Raw genomic sequence first — 15979 nt, 5'->3', positions numbered from 1 at the left:
ACACAGTCTGATTCGACAATGACGCTGCGCGTGACGAACACGCTGACCGGCGAGACAGAGCCGTTCGAGCCACGCGACCCCGACTCCGTTCTCCTGTACTACTGTGGCCTCACGACCTCTGACCCGCCGCATCTGGGCCACGCTCGCGGCTGGGTCCACGTCGACGTGATGTGTCGCTGGTTGGAGTGGCTGGGGTACGACGTGCGCCACGTCGAGAACTTCACCGACGTGAACGAGAAGATAGTCGCCCGCGTCGGCGAGGACGGCGACAGCGAGGCGGACGTGGCCCGCCACTACATCCAGCAGGTCATCGAGGACATGCGCTCGCTCAACCTCGACCGGGCAGAGGTGTATCCTCGCGTCTCCGAGCACGTCCCCGAGATCATCTCGCTCGTCGAGCGACTCGTCGAGTCCGGCCACGCCTACGAGGCCAACGGGTCGGTGTACTTCGACGTGACGAGTTTCGAGGACTACGGCAAACTCTCGAACCAGACCGTCGAGGACATCGAGGCACAGGGTGAGGACGCCGAAATCGAGAAGCGCCACCCGGCAGACTTCGCCCTCTGGAAGGCCGACGGCGTCGACCCCGAGGACATCGAGGAGCACCGCCATCCCGAGGCCGCACCTGCCGAGGAGGCCTGCGAGACGGCCCAGACGTGGGACTCGCCGTGGGGCGAAGGACGACCGGGCTGGCACATCGAGTGTTCGGCCATGTCGATGACTCACCTCGACGAGACCATCGACGTCCACGTCGGCGGGCAGGACCTCGTCTTCCCCCACCACGAGAACGAGGTGGCCCAGAGCGAGGCCGCGACCGGCCAGCGCTTCGCCGACTACTGGCTTCACGTCCGCCTGCTGGAGACGAAAGGCGAGAAGATGTCCTCCTCGCTGGGGAACTTCTTCACCGTCGCCGACGCCGTCGAGGAGTTCGGGGCCGACGTGTTGCGGACGTTCCTGCTCTCGACGGCGTACTCCTCGCGGGCCACCTACAGCGAGGAGACCATCGGCGAGGCCGAAGAACGCTGGGACCGCCTCCAGCGGGGCTACGAGCGAGCGGTCGAGGCCTGCGACAGCGTCGACGCCTACGCGAAAGTGACCGACGAGACGCTTCGTGACGCCGTCGCGGCAGTCCGCGCGGACTTCGAGGCGGCGATGAACGACGACTTCAACACTCGCGAGGCGACGACGGCGCTACTCGACCTCACGAGCGCCGTCAACACGCACGTCGACGACCACGACGACGCCTACGACTACCGTGGTCTGCGGCGGGCCGTCGAAACGTTCGAGGAGTTCGGGGCCGGCATCCTCGGGCTCACCTTCGGCGACGAACACGCGGAGAGCGACGTCGCACTCGCCGGCGACATCGTGGAACTCGTCCTCGACGTGCGCGAACAGGAGCGTGCGGCCGGCAACTACGAACGCGCCGACGAGTTGCGCGACGAACTCGAAGCGCTCGGCGTCGAGGTGCAGGACACGGACGACGGCCCGACGTACCGCCTCTGAATCGACGGCGCGGTTCAGTCACCGTCAGCACACTTCTCTAATAAAACAGCTGCGTACGCGTGCTATCCCCCGACAGTACGTATTTATATCCTTTCGAGATACATATGTATTCGTCATGATTACCGTACCATACAGTTCTCGGATACTACTGCTCGCGGTCGTGTTCGCGCTCGTCTTCGGGTCGGCCGCCGGTCCGGTGGCCGCCCAGAGCGACCAACCGGAGTGGGGCGACGAGATGTACGCCGAGTTAGAGGGCATGGTCGGCGTCTACAACGAGAACGTCGACGCCAGCGACCTCGGGGTCGCCGGCGATCAGTTGCAAGACGAACGGGTGAACCTCGTCGTGACGGACGCGAACGGGACGGAAGCCACGGCCTCGTTCCGGATGGACGGTGACCTGCAGATTCAGGAACTGAAACAGGGCACCCGTGACGACGCGACGATGAAGATGACCACCGACCGGGCGACGTTGACCGGTATCGTCGAGTCGAACGATCCCTCGACGGCGTTCCGGAACGCCATCACCGGCGGGGACATCACTATCGACGGCCTCGGCACCGTGAACGCCGTGAAGTGGGTCGTCATCAACACTATCGTCAGCCTGTTCGGGTGACGTCGGCGAACAGCTTTTTTATGCCCCACTGTCTCGTAGCGAACACCAATGCGAAAGCCGCTGCTCTCCGCACTCGTCGCCTTCCTCGTCGTCTCCGCCGGATGTACGGGCCTCATAACCGGCGAGACGGTCGCCTTCGAATCCGAACCGGCGACCGTCGAGGATTCGGCGCTCGAATCGACCGGCTACGAACTCACGAACTCGACCGAACAGAACATCACTCGCGACGTCACGTTCGCCGGGCAGAACCGGACGATTCGCGTCGTGAACAACGTCAGGCAGTATCAGCGCGGCGTCGACCTCGGACCGGTCGGGAGTCTCCAGTTGGCCCGGTTCGTCGTCGTCTCGACACCCGGCGCGAAAGTCGCCGGACAGACGCTGAACCCGGCCGCACAGTGGTCGAACCGGCGGGTCGTCGAACAGTTTGCGGGTCGTGCCAGCGGCGTCGGTGACGTGCAGTCCGAGGGCAACCGAACCGTCGAGGTACTCGGAGAACCCCGTGACGTCGGGATGTTCTCGGGGACTGTGACCGTACAGGGACAGGAGATAGACGTCCGGATGCACGTCGCCAGTTTCGAACACGAAGGCGACGTCCTGATCGTCCTCGCGGTCCACCCCAAGCAAATAAACGAGCGTGCCAGAGTCGACACGATGTTCGGCGGCATCACCCACAGCGGAGACTGACTCGGCGTTCGCGGGGGTACGCTTTTTTATCGGCACCGTGATTGGTGGGGCATGCAACCCGTCTCGCTGATGGGTGCTGTACTCACCGTCGTCGGGGTGCTCGGATACGTGCTGGGCGTCACGATGCCCTATCCGGGTCGTGCGTTCTCGCTGACCGCGCTCATGTTCGGGTTGACGGCGCTCGCCGTCGGCCGGTCCGGTCGAGCGGAGGGCGAACCGTGATTTCGGCACTCGTGTACGCCGACGAGACGGCCGTCGCCTACGACGATCTCGCCAGCGCCCGCCGCGCCGTCGGAACGACGTGGGTCCACGTCGCCGAGGCCACCGACGACGAGATAGACGCCGTCGTCGCAGCGTTCGACCTCCACCCGCTGGCTATCGACGACGTCAGGGGCGACGTCAGAGCCAAGACCGAGGAGTACGCCGACCACACGTTCGTCCTCATCAAGAGCGCCTCGCTCACTCCCGGCGAGACGACCTTCGAGAAGGAGGTACGGACCACCCCGATTGCCATCTTCATCGGTCGGGACTGGGTCGTCACGATGTCTACAGGGGCAGCCAAGCCGGTACAGCGGGTGATGGACGCCGTCGAACGCGGGGACGAACGCCTGCTCCACCGCGGCCCCGACTTCACCGCCTACCGCGTCGTCGACGTCGTCGTCGACGCCTACTTCGACCTGCTTGACGACGTCGAGACGGACATCGAAGAGATCGAAGAGGAAGTCACCGTCTCGACGGACATCGAGACGCTTGAGAAGATAAACGACGTCCGCCGGGACCTGCTGTCCTTTCGCAAGCAGGTCTGGCCCGCGCGTGAAGCCATCGGCGTCCTCGCCCGCGGCGACCCACAGCAGATACAGCCACAGACGGAGAAGTACTTCCGCGACGTCCACGACCACCTCGTCCAGATAGTCGACCTGACCGAGACGTACCGTGACCTCGTCTCCGGTGCGCGGGACATCTACCTCAACACGCTCTCGCAGTCGACCAACGAGGTGATGAAGGTACTCACCGTCGTCGCGACGATTTTCATCCCGCTGACGTTCGTCGTCGGCGTCTACGGCATGAACTTCGGCGAGAGCGCCTACAACATGCCCGAACTCGGCTGGACGTACGGGTATCCAGCCACTCTGCTGGGGATGACGTTGATGGTGGCCGTCATGCTCGTTCACTTTCGCCGTCGGGGTTACCTATAACATGAGGGGGACGAGCAGGACCCCCATCAGCGTCGCCCGCCGGCAGTCAAAGCGCGGCGGGACGTGGCCGGCGAGCGTCGCGGCCCCGAACGCGGCGACACCGATGTGACCAGCGAACACGCCGGAGAGGACGAGGAGCGCGGCCAACACGGACACAGAGAGCCACGCAGGGTCCAGTCGGCCGACCGTCCGCAGATAGCGGTCGCCGAGCCACGGGACCAGCAGGGCACCGGCGACGGCGGCGACGACGACGGCAGTCACCAACACCGGGAGTGCGAGCGGTACGTTCGCTCGGTCCAGTGCGACTAAGACTCCGGTTCGGGGGTCACCGAACGTGACGAGCGCGAACAGCGCGAACACCGCCGTGGCCGTGTTGACACCGCTCGTCGTGACGACGAACGCTCGCGGCCCGCGTGTCGACGTTACCCCCAACGCCAGGGTCGCCGCGATAGCACTCGACACACCGGGGAGGTAGCCGACGACGGCCCCACAGAGCGTGCCGACTGTCGCCAGCGTCGCAACCGTCCGTCGCGGCGTCGTCACCGCCGGGTCGGCCTGCGGCGGGACGCCATCGCCTTCGATTGCAGCGAGCAACACCGGCGCACCGAACAACCCGGCGAACAATGGGACGAGGACGTCGGCGACCGGGAGGACACCGGAGAGAGGCGCGTCGAGAAACAGGAGGCCGAGGCCGCCGCTCGACCCGAGCGACACCAGTGCGCCGACCCGTCGACGCGGCCCGCGTTCTGTCACGACGAGCAGCGCCGCGATACCGGCTAGCACCAGCGAGAGGTGCGCGGAGACGACTGGATACAGCCGCGTCATGACGGCCGTAACCGGGAGTGCTAGCGGGGCCGCGAGCAGGACGGCCCCGGCGCTTCCGAGCGCCGACAGGCGGAGTGCTTCGCGGCCTCGACCTTCGACGACGAGTCGATGTCCGGGGAGTGCTCCGGCGGCCATCGCCGGGTCGGGGACGCCGAGTGCCAGCGCCGGCACGACGTCGAGAAAGGTGTGTGTCACGCCGGCCGCCAGCATGGCCGCGCCGACGTACACGCGCGGTCCGGGAATCTGTCCAGCCGTCGCCGCGAGTAACAGCGCCAGCGTGTTGGCGTGCAGGCCGGGCACGAGGCCGCTTGCGCACCCGAGACAGACCCCACCCGCTATCGCGAGCACCACTCCCGCGACTGCCAGCGGCTCTGCCGTCAGTCTGACCGGGAGCATACGCTCGCTGGTCCCGGCTTCCTACTTCAACGTCGGGTCGACAGCGCCGTCGCTGGTCGGACGTTCGCGAAAGAAATGCTGGTCGAGTACTGCCGAGTTAGCCGAAGAGTTCGCCGAGACCCTCGCCGCTGGCCTCGTCGTCCTCGTCGTCGTCGCCGTCGTCCTCGTCTGCGGCCTCTTCCTCGGCCTCGTCGTCGTCCTCGTCGGCGCTCTCCTCGCCCTCGGCGGGCGCGGCGGCGCCGCCACTGGCGGGGACGGGTGCGGCAGCGGCCTGTTCGACGGCCTCCTCGATGTCGACGTCCTCGAGGGCGGCGACGAGGGCCTTGACGCGGGACTCCTCGACGTCGACGCCAGCGGCGTCGAGCACGTCGGTGAGGTTGTCTTCGTTGATCTCTTCGCCCGATTCGTTCAGGATGAGTGCAGCGTATACGTATTCCATTGTTCTGTAGTGGTGGTGTTAGAACATCGCTCCGAGCGCGTCGCCGGCGTCTTCGTCGTCGTCATCGTCGTCCTCGGCCTCGTCTGTGGCGGCCTCGGCGTCGTCGGCGTCGTCCTCGGATGCGGTGTCCTCGGTCTGGTCGTCAGTCGATTCCTCGGTGGCCGGGGCGGCATCCACGTCCTGGAGCTCCTCCGGCAGTGCCTCTTCGTCGTCGATCTGCGAGGCGAGCGCTCGGACCTGTGCGTCGGCCTTGCTCACGAGGTCGGGGACGACCTCGGGGTCCTCGATGGCGGCCTGCAGCGCGAGGCTCTTGGCGTCGCCGCTCGCGGACTGGAGCATGGTCGGCACGGTCTGTGCGGTCGGGTAGCCGGCGTTGACCGAGAGGTTGAACGCCTGCCCGGCGGCCGCACGGATGTTCTGCTCGTACTCCTCGACGTCGAGTTCGAGTTCCTCGGGTTCGAAGAGGACGCCGTCCGCGAAGACGCCGCGCAGGTCGAGACCGACCTCTTTGGGCTCGATGCCCAGTTCGTTGAGGACGTTCGCGAGGTCCTGCGAGACTTCCTCGCCGGCGTCGAGCACCGTCGAGTCGGAGAGGACCTGAATCGACCCCTCCTGAATGCGGGCGTCGGCACCGATAGCCTGCAGTTCGCCGACGAACGGGCCCGGGTCGACACCGGTGTCACCCTCGGGGATGACGATGTCGTTCGGGGCGACTTCGCCGGCGCCGATGGGCGCGGGCGTCTTCGACGCTTCGAGTTCCTGGAACAGCGAGAACGGGTTGCTGTTCGTGCCGATGAGGCCGACCTGCCCGCTGACGAACTGCGTCAGGTCTTCGAGGCCGTCGTCGACTTCCTCGAGGGCGCGTCGGAGCAGCGTGTTCCGGGAGACCCGGAGCTCCGCGGTGCCGTGGAGGTCACGGCGCATGTCCTGGAGCTGTCGGGACGGAATCCCGGCGATGTTGACGACGCCGACGCTCTCGTAGGATTCGACCATCTCGACGATGGAGTCGACCTCGTCTTGCTTCCACTGGGGGATGGTCTCTGTCTTGCGTTCAGCGCTCATATCAGGCCACCTCCACGGCGGGGCCCATCGTCGTCTTCACGTAGACGGTGTCGATGTTGAGCGGCCCCTTCTCGAGGTCGGCGTGCAGTCGACGTACGATGACGTCGATGTTGTCGGCGATGTCCTCGGCGGACATGTCTTCGGCGCCGACGCGCGTGTGGAACGTCCGCCGCTCCCCACTGCGCAGCTGCACGGTGTTTTTCATGCGGTTGATAACCTCGACGACGTCGTCGTCGGGGTCGAGCGGTTCCGGCATCTTCCCGCGCGGGCCGAGGACGGTCCCGAGGTATCGACCGATGTCCTGCATCATGTCCTTCTCTGCGATGAAGAAGTCAGTTGCATCGGCGAGGTCCTTGGCGGCGTCGTCGTCGCCTCCAAGTTCCTCGAGTTCGTCCTCGTCGAGTACGTCGTCTGCTGCCTCCTCGGCACGAAGGGCTGTCTCGCCCTCGGCGAAGACCACAATGTTGGTCTCCTGACCGGTGCCGGCAGGCAGAACGACGGACTCGTCGACGCGGTTCGACGGGTCGTTTAGGTCCAAATCGCGCAGGTTGACAGCGAGGTCGACCGTCTCGCGGAAGTTCCGCTCAGGTGCGTCCTCGAGTGCGCGAGAGACTGCGTTCTCTATTTCCTGGTCTGCCATTGTTCACCTCCGTAGTACGCCAAACGGCTTCTACGGGTCAGTGAAACAGGCGGATGCCTGTCTCGTGCGGCAAGAGGCCAATGCGACACTTAAAGCCGTCGAACCGACACTCCCACGGTTTATTACGCGACGGAGTATGGGTCGAGGTAATGCGTCTCCGGTCGGGGTTTCTCGGCGTCCTGTTCGTCGTCGCCCTCGTGTTGTCCACGGTCGTGTTCGCCGGGTTCGCCCTCCACCGCTCGGCGATTACGACACAGGAGCGACAGGCTCTCGAGTCGGACGCGTGGACCGTCGCCACCGACATCGACACCCGGTTGCGCGAGAAGCGGTCGACGGTCGCCCTGTGGGCGAGCAACGACGCCGTCGCCGACCACGGTTCGACAGCCCAGCAGCGAGCGGTCACGACGCTCCGCCGGCAGACCGCGTTCGAGGGAGCGTCGGTCGTCGCCGCCAACGGGACGATGACCGCCTTCGACGCGGCGGACGCCTCCCCGGAGGACCGGGCCACGCTGGTCGGGCAGGACTTCGGTGATCGGACGTACGTGCAGACAGCCCTGCGCGGGCAGTCACACATCAGTACTCCCTTCGAGGCGGAGAGCGGCAACTACGTCGTCATTCTGTCGGCACCGATCCGAACGAACGGGACCGTCGTCGGGACGCTCAACGCCGCCTTTCACCTGACTGCGACGGACTTCTTCGAGCGGGCGACGGCCTCACTCACGTCGGGGCGGTCGCTGCGTGTCGCCACCCGTGCAGACACGACGCTGTACGACCAGTCCCGGGAGTTCGATGCCCCGCTCACCGCGACGGCGACGGTCGAGTCCACCGGGTGGCGAGTCACCGTCGCCGCCGACCGGACGCCGCTGGAACGACGCCTGCGCCAGTCGACCGGGCTACAGGTCGGGGCCGTGCTGGCGACGCTCCTCGTCGTCGCCAGTCTCGGCGTCTGGGCGTCGCGCAGGACCATCGAACAGATAGAGCGGCTCTCTGACGGTCTCGGGGAACTAGAAGCGGGCGAGTACGACACGTCGCTGGACCTCGGCCCGGCAACGGAGTGGCGGCGAATCAGCGACCGGTTCGATGCGCTCGCGGCGACGCTCGACCGACGCGAATCCCAGTTGTCGGTGTTCAGCAGGGTGTTCCGACACAACCTCCGCAACGATATGTCGGTCATCATGCTCTCGACGGAACGGATCCTCTCCGCCGAGGACACCGACGAGGCGGTTCAAAGCTCCGCCGAGCGAATCTACAGTCGCGCGGAGTCGTTCATGGCGACGACCGAACACGCACGAACCATCCACGACGAACTCCTCGACGGTCGGCCAGCGACGCCGGTTCCTGCCGACGTGCGGACCGTCATCGAGGACGTCGCCCACTCGCTACGGACGAGGTATCCCGAAGCGACCGTCGAGGCGTCGGTGGCTGACGCCGCGGTCGTCGACGGCGGGCGTCGTCTCCCCATCGTCCTCACCGAACTCGGCGAGAACGCCATCGCACACAACGACCAACCGCCCGGCACGCGCCACCTCGCGTTCGACGCGTGGCGGGCGGACGAGACAGTCGCGATCGCGGTCAGCGACGACGGGCCGGGGATGCCCGAGACCGAACGCGAGCTATTGGTCGGGAACCTCGAAGAGACGCCGACGGCCCACGGGAGCGGACTGGGGCTCTGGTTGGTCAAGTGGCTGGTCGACTCACTGGACGGATCGATAGCCGTCTCGACGCCGGATGGCGAGGGGACGACGGTCACCGTTCGGGTGCCGGTCGACGGCGACGAGGAAGGGTAGGTCTGCCGGTCGCACGCTTCGAGCCCTGTCGGCACTCGGGACACGAAAGAGACCGCAAAATCCGGGTTGTTTCTGCCCGCGTTTAGGCCGCGGCGGCGTCCGCGAACTCGTCGTCGTACTCGCCCTCGTCGATGCGCTCTTTGAACTCGCGGGGGTCGTTGCCCTCGATGGTGACGCCCAGCGAGGTGCAGGTACCGACGACTTCCTTCGCGGCGTTTTTCAGGTCGTAGGCGAGCAGGTCGGACTGCTTTTGCTCGGCTATCTGCATGATCTGGTCGACGGTGAGGTCGGCGACGAACTCCTCGTGGGGCTCGCCGCTACCGGTGTCGAAGCCGGCCTCGTCCTTGACGAGTTCGGCCGTCGGCGGGACACCGACGTCGATGGTAAAGGAGCCGTCGTCCTCGTACTCGATGGTGACGGGGACTTCCGTGCCGTCGAACGCCTCTGTCCGGTCGTTGATCTCCTGCACGACTGCCTGCACGTCCACGGGCGTCGGTCCGAGTTCCGGACCGAGGGGCGGGCCAGGGTTGGCCTGTCCGCCGGGGACGAGCACTTCGATAGTTCCAGCCATGTACGGTCAATCCGTCCCGGCAGTTTAAAGGATTGCGTTTCACCCATCACCGCGTGAGCCCCACACACGGTTTCGTGTGCGCCAGCCAGCGGTCGCGAGCGGTGTCGAGTGAGACGGTCGCCGCCTTCGCCGACTGTGCCGGTTCGATATCAGGCGAAGGTCACGCCGTTCATCGCGAGGAAATCGCCGGCGTCCTTGATCTCGACGGGCGAGCCGATGATACGGACCGTCGGTCCTTCCTTTCGGACCGTGACCATGAATCGCGTTTCGAGTTCGTCCCGAATACCGTCGAGTGCACCCGCCGGTAAGAGAATCTGCGTGCTGTCGCGGAATCGATCAGCACCTGCCATTATCGAAATTTGATAGCGGCCGTCGTATAGGTGTGTCGGAATCGTAGAGCCGTCGCTCCGCACACATATTCGACCGAATACTCGACCGACGAGGTGCTGGGTGCTTTCTCGTCAACGATACTGACGGTACGTCCGCCCCGAGGCCACGCGAGATACCTCCCCATCGACCCACGCTATGCGAACCGGGTCCTCGTCGGAGAGGGAAGAAAACCTTATTCGGGACGAGGGGCCGACGTACAACTGATGGGGCTCGAAGAGGAGATACAGGAACTCGAAGACGAAATAGCGGACACGCCCTACAACAAGTCGACAGAGGCCCACATCGGCCGGCTGAAGTCGAAACTCGCGGAAAAAAAGGAGAAACTCGAACAGCAACAGTCCGGGTCGGGTGGCGGCGGCGGATACGGCGTCGAGAAACATGGCGATGCCACCGTCGCGCTCGTTGGCTTCCCGAGCGTCGGGAAGTCGACGCTGTTGAACGCGCTGACGAACGCCGAGTCCGAGACGGGCGCCTACGAGTTCACGACGCTCGACGTGTACCCCGGAATGCTCAAGCACAAAGGGGCGAACATCCAGATTCTCGACGTCCCCGGCCTCATCGAGGGGGCGGCGGGCGGTCGGGGCGGCGGGAAAGAGGTGCTGTCGGTCGTCCGGACTGCCGACCTCATCGTCTTCCTCGTCTCCGTCTTCGAGATCGACCAGTACGACCGCCTGCGCGAGGAACTGTACAAGAACAAGATCCGCCTCGACACCGAGCCCCCACGCGTCAACATCCGCAAGAAGGCCAAGGACGGCCTCTCGGTCAACAGTTCCGTGGACCTCGACCTCGACGAGGAGACGGTCAAGAGCGTCCTCCGCGAACACGGCTACGTCAACGCCGACGTCACTATCGGCGAACAGGTCGACCTCGACAGACTCATCGACGGCGTGATGGACAACCGCGAGTACGTCCCCTCCATCGTCGCGGTGAACAAGGCCGACCTCATCGAACCGGACTACCTGCCGACGGTCGAAGCCGAACTCGAAGAGCGGGACATCGACCCCGACGAGGCGATCTTCATCAGCGCGGAAAAAGAGAAGGGGCTCGACGGTCTGACCGAGCGAATCTGGGACGAACTGGGTCTCATCCGTATCTACATGGACAAACCCGGCCGGGGTGTCGACTACGAGGAACCGCTCATGCTCCGCGAAGGCGACACCGTCGACGACGCCTGCCGGAAACTCGGCGGTAGCTTCGACGAGCGGTTCCGCTTTGCCCGCGTCTCCGGGCCGAGCGCGAAACACGACGAACAGCAGGTCGGTCGTGACCACGAACTGGCCGACGAGGACGTCCTCCGAATCGTCGCCAGAAAGTAATTGTTCGATCGCCGCGTGCGTGTGCGAACAGACTAAACAGTCACAGCCCTGTCGACCGGTATGGTCGCTGGCCCTCGCCGTCGTCTCGTTGCCGTCGTCGTCGCCGGTCTCGTCCCGTGGACGGTCCTCGTCATCGGCGGCGAACTGACGATGGTGTTCACGTTTGGACTGTTCAACGCGAACCCGCCGCAGATGGTCTCGATATACGACTTCTTCTTCCGGTTCACCGACGGCCTCCCGCAGTTCATCGAGTCGTGGGGGACCGGCGTGTTGCTGTACCTACTCGCGCTGGGGAGCGCACTCTCGGGCGTCGTCTGGCGAGAAGACCACCGCATCACCGCGCTCGCGCTAGTCGGTGCGGGACTCTCCCAAATCGGCGTCGCAATGGGGTTCAACAGGCGTATCGGCTACGTCGCGCTCCCGGTCGGGACCGTCGTCTTGCTCGGACTCGCGTGGTGGTACTACTGGCCGCTGGTCCGGCCGCCATCAGTCTCGTCCCCGGCGGAGTGAGAGCGGCACCGCCGCGTGCGGTACCCTTTTCGCTCGCCCGGCCCACGGTCCGACTATGCTGACACTCGACCACACGATGATGCGTGTCGAAGATCTCGAGACATCGCTGGACTGGTACCGGGACTACCTCGACTACGAGGAGAAGGGACGCTGGGAGGCGGACACGTTCACGAACGTCTTCCTCGGCCCCGAAGACGTCCACGATGAGGGGGCGCTGCTGGAACTGACATATAACCACGACGGACGCACGTACACGATGGGTGATGCGTGGGGTCACGTCGCCGTCCGCGTCGACGACGTCTACGACGCCTACGAGGAACTGATGGACGCCGGCGTCGAGGACTACCGCGACCCGGACTCCTGTGGCGGGTCCTACGCTTTCGTCACGGACCCCGACGGCCACGAGATCGAAATCGTCGAGCGCGACCACGGGGCGAGGTGGAGCCTCGACCACACCATGCTCCGAGTCGAGGACGCCGACGCCGCGATCGGCTGGTACACCCGGAAACTCGGCTACGAGATGTTCCGACGGGCGGAGTTCGACGACTTCGCGTTGTACTTCCTCAAGCCCGAAGGCGCCGCCGACGAGGCGATGTCGGTCGAACTGACGTACAACTACGATGGTCGCTCCTACGAGATGGGCGACGCGTGGGGCCACGTCGCCGTCCGGACCGACGACCTCCACGAGACGTGGGACGATCTGCTAGTGCGCGGTGCCGAGGACTACCGCGACCCCGAGAGCTGTGACGACCGCTACGCGTTCACGAAAGACGCGGACGGCCACGAAGTCGAAATCGTCACGAACTGACAGGCCCCGGCGTTCCGAGGGGGCTGGCGACGTCCCGTGAGGCCGGCGTGCTCGGGGCTCCGAGACGGCCCGTCGTGGTGCTGGCGACGTCGAGACGCGCCGAGTGTCAGACACCCGCATGACACAGTTCTGAAACGAACCACAAAGTGCTTATATGTTCTCTATATCGTCTGTGTCGACTGATTTCGGGCGTGTCTCTCGTTCTCATGCCGCTTCTCTGACCACAAAGCATTTATAACATCCGGCATAGGTTTACAGCGTACCCCTACCCATGGCGCCAGAAGTGAGTACACCGGTTCGGTCTACGCGTGGCCGCGGTCGCCGCGCACCGACCACGTGGAAAACGGCTGACGCCGCCCGATAGCAACCAACAAACTATGACAGAAACTAACGAAAAAATCCGCAGCCTGTTCCTGACAGCGCTGATGGTGTTCTCGGTGTTCGCGATGAGCACCGCGTTCGCCGGTAGCGCTGCAGCAGCAGAGCCTAGCGTGGACCAGGCGGTCCACTATACCGCCGGGAACGCCGCCGCTGGCCAGGTCTCTGGCGTTAGCGAAGGCGATCCCGTTCTAGAGGTACAGTTCGAGAACAGCATCAACGACCCGAGCGGTGAGACGATCACCCTCGGCCTCACCAACGGTAACACCCAGACGCTCTCGCTCAGTGGTAACTACTACCACTCCGGGAGCCAGCTCGTCATCGACACTGGCGGTACGACGTACAACCGCATCCAGAACGTGAGCTTCAGTAGCGGTGTTACGGACGCGTCGTCCTCGGACACCATCGACGCCGAAGAGGACTTCGACGCCGTCTACGCGCCGACCACCATCGACGTGACGGACACCGAGCGTGGGACGTCCCCCGACGGTGACGACGAGGAAGCCTTCCGTGGCGCCCCCGTCGTCGTCCAGGCTGACGCAGGCCAGACGTTCGACGTCGTCTCCGAACCCAGCGAGGACCACAGTGTCAGCCGCCAGCGTGGTACTGGTTCCGAGTCCTTCATCTACGTCCTCAACACCGAGAACCTCGAAATCGGTGACTACAACGTCAAGACGGACAGCGCACCTGCGGGCAACACCAACAGCTCGCTCACCATCGAGGACCTCGGCTTTACGGCCACCGCCGACCAGAACTCCTTCGGTGAAGACGAAGACATCGAAGTGACGGTCGAATCCAGCGCTATCAACCGTCCGGTCGACGCCGAACTCATCGACTCCAACGGCAACGTTGACGCCGACACCTACAGCCAGAACCTGCAGATCGACTCCGATGGTGAGATCACCATCACGTTCAACACGAACGACGACGTCGATGCAGGTAACTACACGGTCAACGTGACCGACGTCGAGACCGGCATCACGGCCTCGACCGACCAGTTCACCGTCGCCCAGACCGGCGACGCACAGGCAAGCTTCGGTAGCTCCGTCGTGACGGAGGACAAGGGTGACATCGCGCGCATCCCGATCCAGCTCCAGAACACGGACGATGGTACGCTGACCATCGGTGACCGTTCCAACGACGGTTACCAGACGACTGTGGAGGTCGAGGACGGCAACGGTGACGGCGAAGTTACCGTGCTGTTCAACACCTTCACCGCTGCGAGCGGTCAGAGCTACATCGACGTCGCAGATGACGACGACGACGTCGAAATCGTCAGCTCGCCCGCAGAGATCAACCGCGACGGTAACGCGGCTACCTTCAACACGCCCGCCGGCAACAACCTGCTCGACGCCGCGTCCTACGACATGAACGTCACGGCAGAAACCGGCGCGAGCGCTCTCAAGAGCACCGACGTCGTCGACGACAGTGACGACGTCGCCTCCCTCTCGCTGCAGGAACGTTCGACCGACAACGTGCAGGTCTGGACCGCTCCTGACAGCGAGTTCAGCGACATCAGCGACGCCGCTGACGACGACAACGCCAGCGCGATCTACAACCTCGCCGGCAACAACAACCTGACCCAGACCGACACGGTCGCCTTCGACGACACGCTCGTCGTGCAGGTCGAAGCGTCCGGTCTGGAAGGTGCCTACGAAGCCGCTGGCGACGACGCTGCCGGCTACCAGGCTGTCAGTAACGACTTCAACAACAACACCAGCTCCCGGAACCAGGTCTCCGACGCGCTCTTCCAGCTCTCGCTGAACGAGACCAACCCCGGCGCCAACAGCGACGGTGTCAACTTCAACGTCGCTGACTTCAACACCAACGAGATCGCTGTCCTCTACGACGAGGCCAACGACACGCACTTCGTCGCCATCGACACGGACTCGGTCAACGCTGGCACCGGTACGCTCAGCGCCGTCGAGGACAACGACGAGTACGTTGCGAACTTCACGGTTCGTGACACCACGGAACTCTCGGAAGACACGGTCGAAGTGAACGACTCGTTCACCTTCGAAGAGCCTGACTCGACGCTCAACGGCGACGAGGACATCACGGTTCAGGCTGCATCTGGTCAGGAGATCGACGGCACGACCAACATCGCGCCCGGTTCGGAAGTCACCGTCCAGATCCGCAGCACCACCGAGAACAGCCCGTTCCTGAAACAGCCGACCGCCATCGTCCAGTCGGACGGTAGCTTCACGGCTGTCGCCGACTTCAGCGACAACAGCCCGGACACGAACTTCACTGCCGAAACCAGCATCTCGGACGACGAGATCGACGGCACGATCGGTGCCGCTCCGTCCTCGTCCGTGAGCATCAGTGATCAGGAGTCCAACGGTGAGACGGTCGTCGTCGACAGCGCCACGCTGTCCGAGGGCGGCTTCATCGCCATCCACAACGGTACGGCCTCCGGCGACGTCATCGGTGCCTCCAGCTACCTCGAAGCTGGCAGCCACGAGGACGTCGAGGTCACGCTGAACACCACGCAGTCCGAGGACTTCACCGCGGTCGCGATGCCGCACCTCGACGACGATGGTGACCAGACCTACGACTTCCCGGAGAACGACGATCCGTACACGTCCAACGGCTCCGCCGTGACCGACTCTGCTGCCGTGACTATCGTCACCGGCGAGCAGACGACCACCGAAGAGCCGACCACGGAGTCGACCACCGAAGAGCCGACCACGGAGTCGACCACCGAAGAGGCCACGACGATGGCTACGACCACGGAGGGGACGACCACTGGTGACAGTGGCCCCGGCTTCACCGCGGTCATCGCCCTCGTCGCCCTCGTCGCTGCTGCGCTCCTCGCGGTCCGCCGCGACAACTAACGGGATTTCCCGTCTCTGAGATTC

At 64.8% G+C, this 15979-nt stretch carries 16 protein-coding genes; 10 read left to right on the top strand and 6 right to left on the bottom strand.

Going from position 1 to position 15979, the window contains the following annotated elements; genetic code table 11:
- Window positions 1-18: 18 nt before the first annotated feature.
- The 5 genes from cysS (at window position 19) to corA (ending at window position 3996) form a co-directional block, all read left to right on the top strand.
- Window positions 19-1503 carry a cysteine--tRNA ligase gene (gene cysS, locus IEY28_RS12715; RefSeq protein ID WP_188998156.1) on the top strand — a complete coding sequence of 495 codons (1485 nt, stop codon included), beginning with the start codon at window positions 19-21 and terminating at the stop codon, window positions 1501-1503.
- A 115-nt stretch (window positions 1504-1618) separates the two neighbouring features.
- A complete protein-coding gene (locus IEY28_RS12710; protein ID WP_188998151.1) occupies window positions 1619-2116 on the top strand; it encodes a hypothetical protein in 498 nt (165 codons plus the stop codon).
- Window positions 2117-2164: 48 nt separating this feature from the next.
- A complete protein-coding gene (locus IEY28_RS12705; protein WP_188998148.1) occupies window positions 2165-2800 on the top strand; it encodes a DUF6517 family protein in 636 nt (211 codons plus the stop codon).
- Between the two features lie 51 nt (window positions 2801-2851).
- A complete protein-coding gene (locus IEY28_RS12700; protein WP_188998143.1) occupies window positions 2852-3022 on the top strand; it encodes a hypothetical protein in 171 nt (56 codons plus the stop codon).
- Window positions 3019-3996 carry a magnesium/cobalt transporter CorA gene (corA, locus tag IEY28_RS12695; RefSeq protein WP_188998140.1) on the top strand — a complete coding sequence of 326 codons (978 nt, stop codon included), beginning with the start codon at window positions 3019-3021 and terminating at the stop codon, window positions 3994-3996. Before IEY28_RS12700 ends, corA begins: the two co-directional genes overlap by 4 nt.
- Here the strand turns inward: corA and IEY28_RS12690 are convergent.
- The 4 genes from IEY28_RS12690 to IEY28_RS12675 all read right to left on the bottom strand — a co-directional run bounded on the left by IEY28_RS12690 (window position 3991) and on the right by IEY28_RS12675 (window position 7358).
- Window positions 3991-5217 (bottom strand): tripartite tricarboxylate transporter permease, encoded by a 1227-nt coding sequence (locus tag IEY28_RS12690; RefSeq protein WP_188998137.1) that lies wholly within the window; start codon window positions 5215-5217, stop codon window positions 3991-3993. The genes corA and IEY28_RS12690 overlap by 6 nt on opposite strands.
- Window positions 5218-5314: 97 nt before the next feature.
- The gene (gene rpl12p, locus IEY28_RS12685; RefSeq protein WP_188998134.1) at window positions 5315-5656 is read right to left on the bottom strand and encodes a 50S ribosomal protein P1; all 342 of its coding nucleotides are present in this window, start codon (window positions 5654-5656) and stop codon (window positions 5315-5317) included.
- A gap of 18 nt (window positions 5657-5674) precedes the next feature.
- The gene (locus tag IEY28_RS12680) at window positions 5675-6718 is read right to left on the bottom strand and encodes a 50S ribosomal protein L10 (RefSeq protein ID WP_188998131.1); all 1044 of its coding nucleotides are present in this window, start codon (window positions 6716-6718) and stop codon (window positions 5675-5677) included.
- Between the two features lies 1 nt (window position 6719).
- Entirely contained in the window at window positions 6720-7358 is a 639-nt protein-coding gene (locus IEY28_RS12675; protein WP_188998129.1) for a 50S ribosomal protein L1, read from the bottom strand.
- A 149-nt stretch (window positions 7359-7507) separates the two neighbouring features.
- Here IEY28_RS12675 and IEY28_RS12670 point away from each other — a divergent pair, with 149 nt between their 5' ends.
- Window positions 7508-9145, top strand: coding sequence for a sensor histidine kinase (locus IEY28_RS12670; protein ID WP_188998126.1), 1638 nt, complete (start codon window positions 7508-7510; stop codon window positions 9143-9145).
- A gap of 82 nt (window positions 9146-9227) precedes the next feature.
- Here the strand turns inward: IEY28_RS12670 and IEY28_RS12665 are convergent, their stop codons facing one another.
- Both IEY28_RS12665 and IEY28_RS12660 read right to left on the bottom strand, forming a co-directional pair.
- Complete coding sequence (locus IEY28_RS12665; RefSeq protein ID WP_188998123.1) at window positions 9228-9716, bottom strand: 50S ribosomal protein L11; 489 nt, start codon at window positions 9714-9716, stop codon at window positions 9228-9230.
- 149 nt (window positions 9717-9865) lie between these two features.
- Complete coding sequence (locus IEY28_RS12660; RefSeq protein WP_166971206.1) at window positions 9866-10066, bottom strand: VNG_1110C family protein; 201 nt, start codon at window positions 10064-10066, stop codon at window positions 9866-9868.
- Window positions 10067-10309: 243 nt separating this feature from the next.
- Here IEY28_RS12660 and IEY28_RS12655 point away from each other — a divergent pair, with 243 nt between their 5' ends.
- The 4 genes from IEY28_RS12655 (at window position 10310) to IEY28_RS12640 (ending at window position 15955) form a co-directional block, all read left to right on the top strand.
- Window positions 10310-11422: an OBG GTPase family GTP-binding protein gene (locus IEY28_RS12655; RefSeq protein WP_166971204.1), complete on the top strand. Its 1113-nt coding sequence runs from the start codon at window positions 10310-10312 to the stop codon at window positions 11420-11422.
- A gap of 60 nt (window positions 11423-11482) precedes the next feature.
- Window positions 11483-11932 carry a TIGR04206 family protein gene (locus IEY28_RS12650; RefSeq protein ID WP_188998120.1) on the top strand — a complete coding sequence of 150 codons (450 nt, stop codon included), beginning with the start codon at window positions 11483-11485 and terminating at the stop codon, window positions 11930-11932.
- Between the two features lie 55 nt (window positions 11933-11987).
- A complete protein-coding gene (locus tag IEY28_RS12645) occupies window positions 11988-12740 on the top strand; it encodes a VOC family protein (RefSeq protein ID WP_188998117.1) in 753 nt (250 codons plus the stop codon).
- A 377-nt stretch (window positions 12741-13117) separates the two neighbouring features.
- Window positions 13118-15955, top strand: coding sequence for a DUF7282 domain-containing protein (locus IEY28_RS12640; protein ID WP_188998114.1), 2838 nt, complete (start codon window positions 13118-13120; stop codon window positions 15953-15955).
- Window positions 15956-15979 lie beyond the last annotated feature (24 nt).

This window comes from Haloarcula pellucida (assembly GCF_014647235.1).
Taxonomy (GTDB): domain Archaea; phylum Halobacteriota; class Halobacteria; order Halobacteriales; family Haloarculaceae; genus Haloarcula; species Haloarcula pellucida.
The sequence above is the reverse complement of the archived record's forward strand: the minus strand, read 5'-3'. Positions and strand labels throughout refer to the sequence as shown.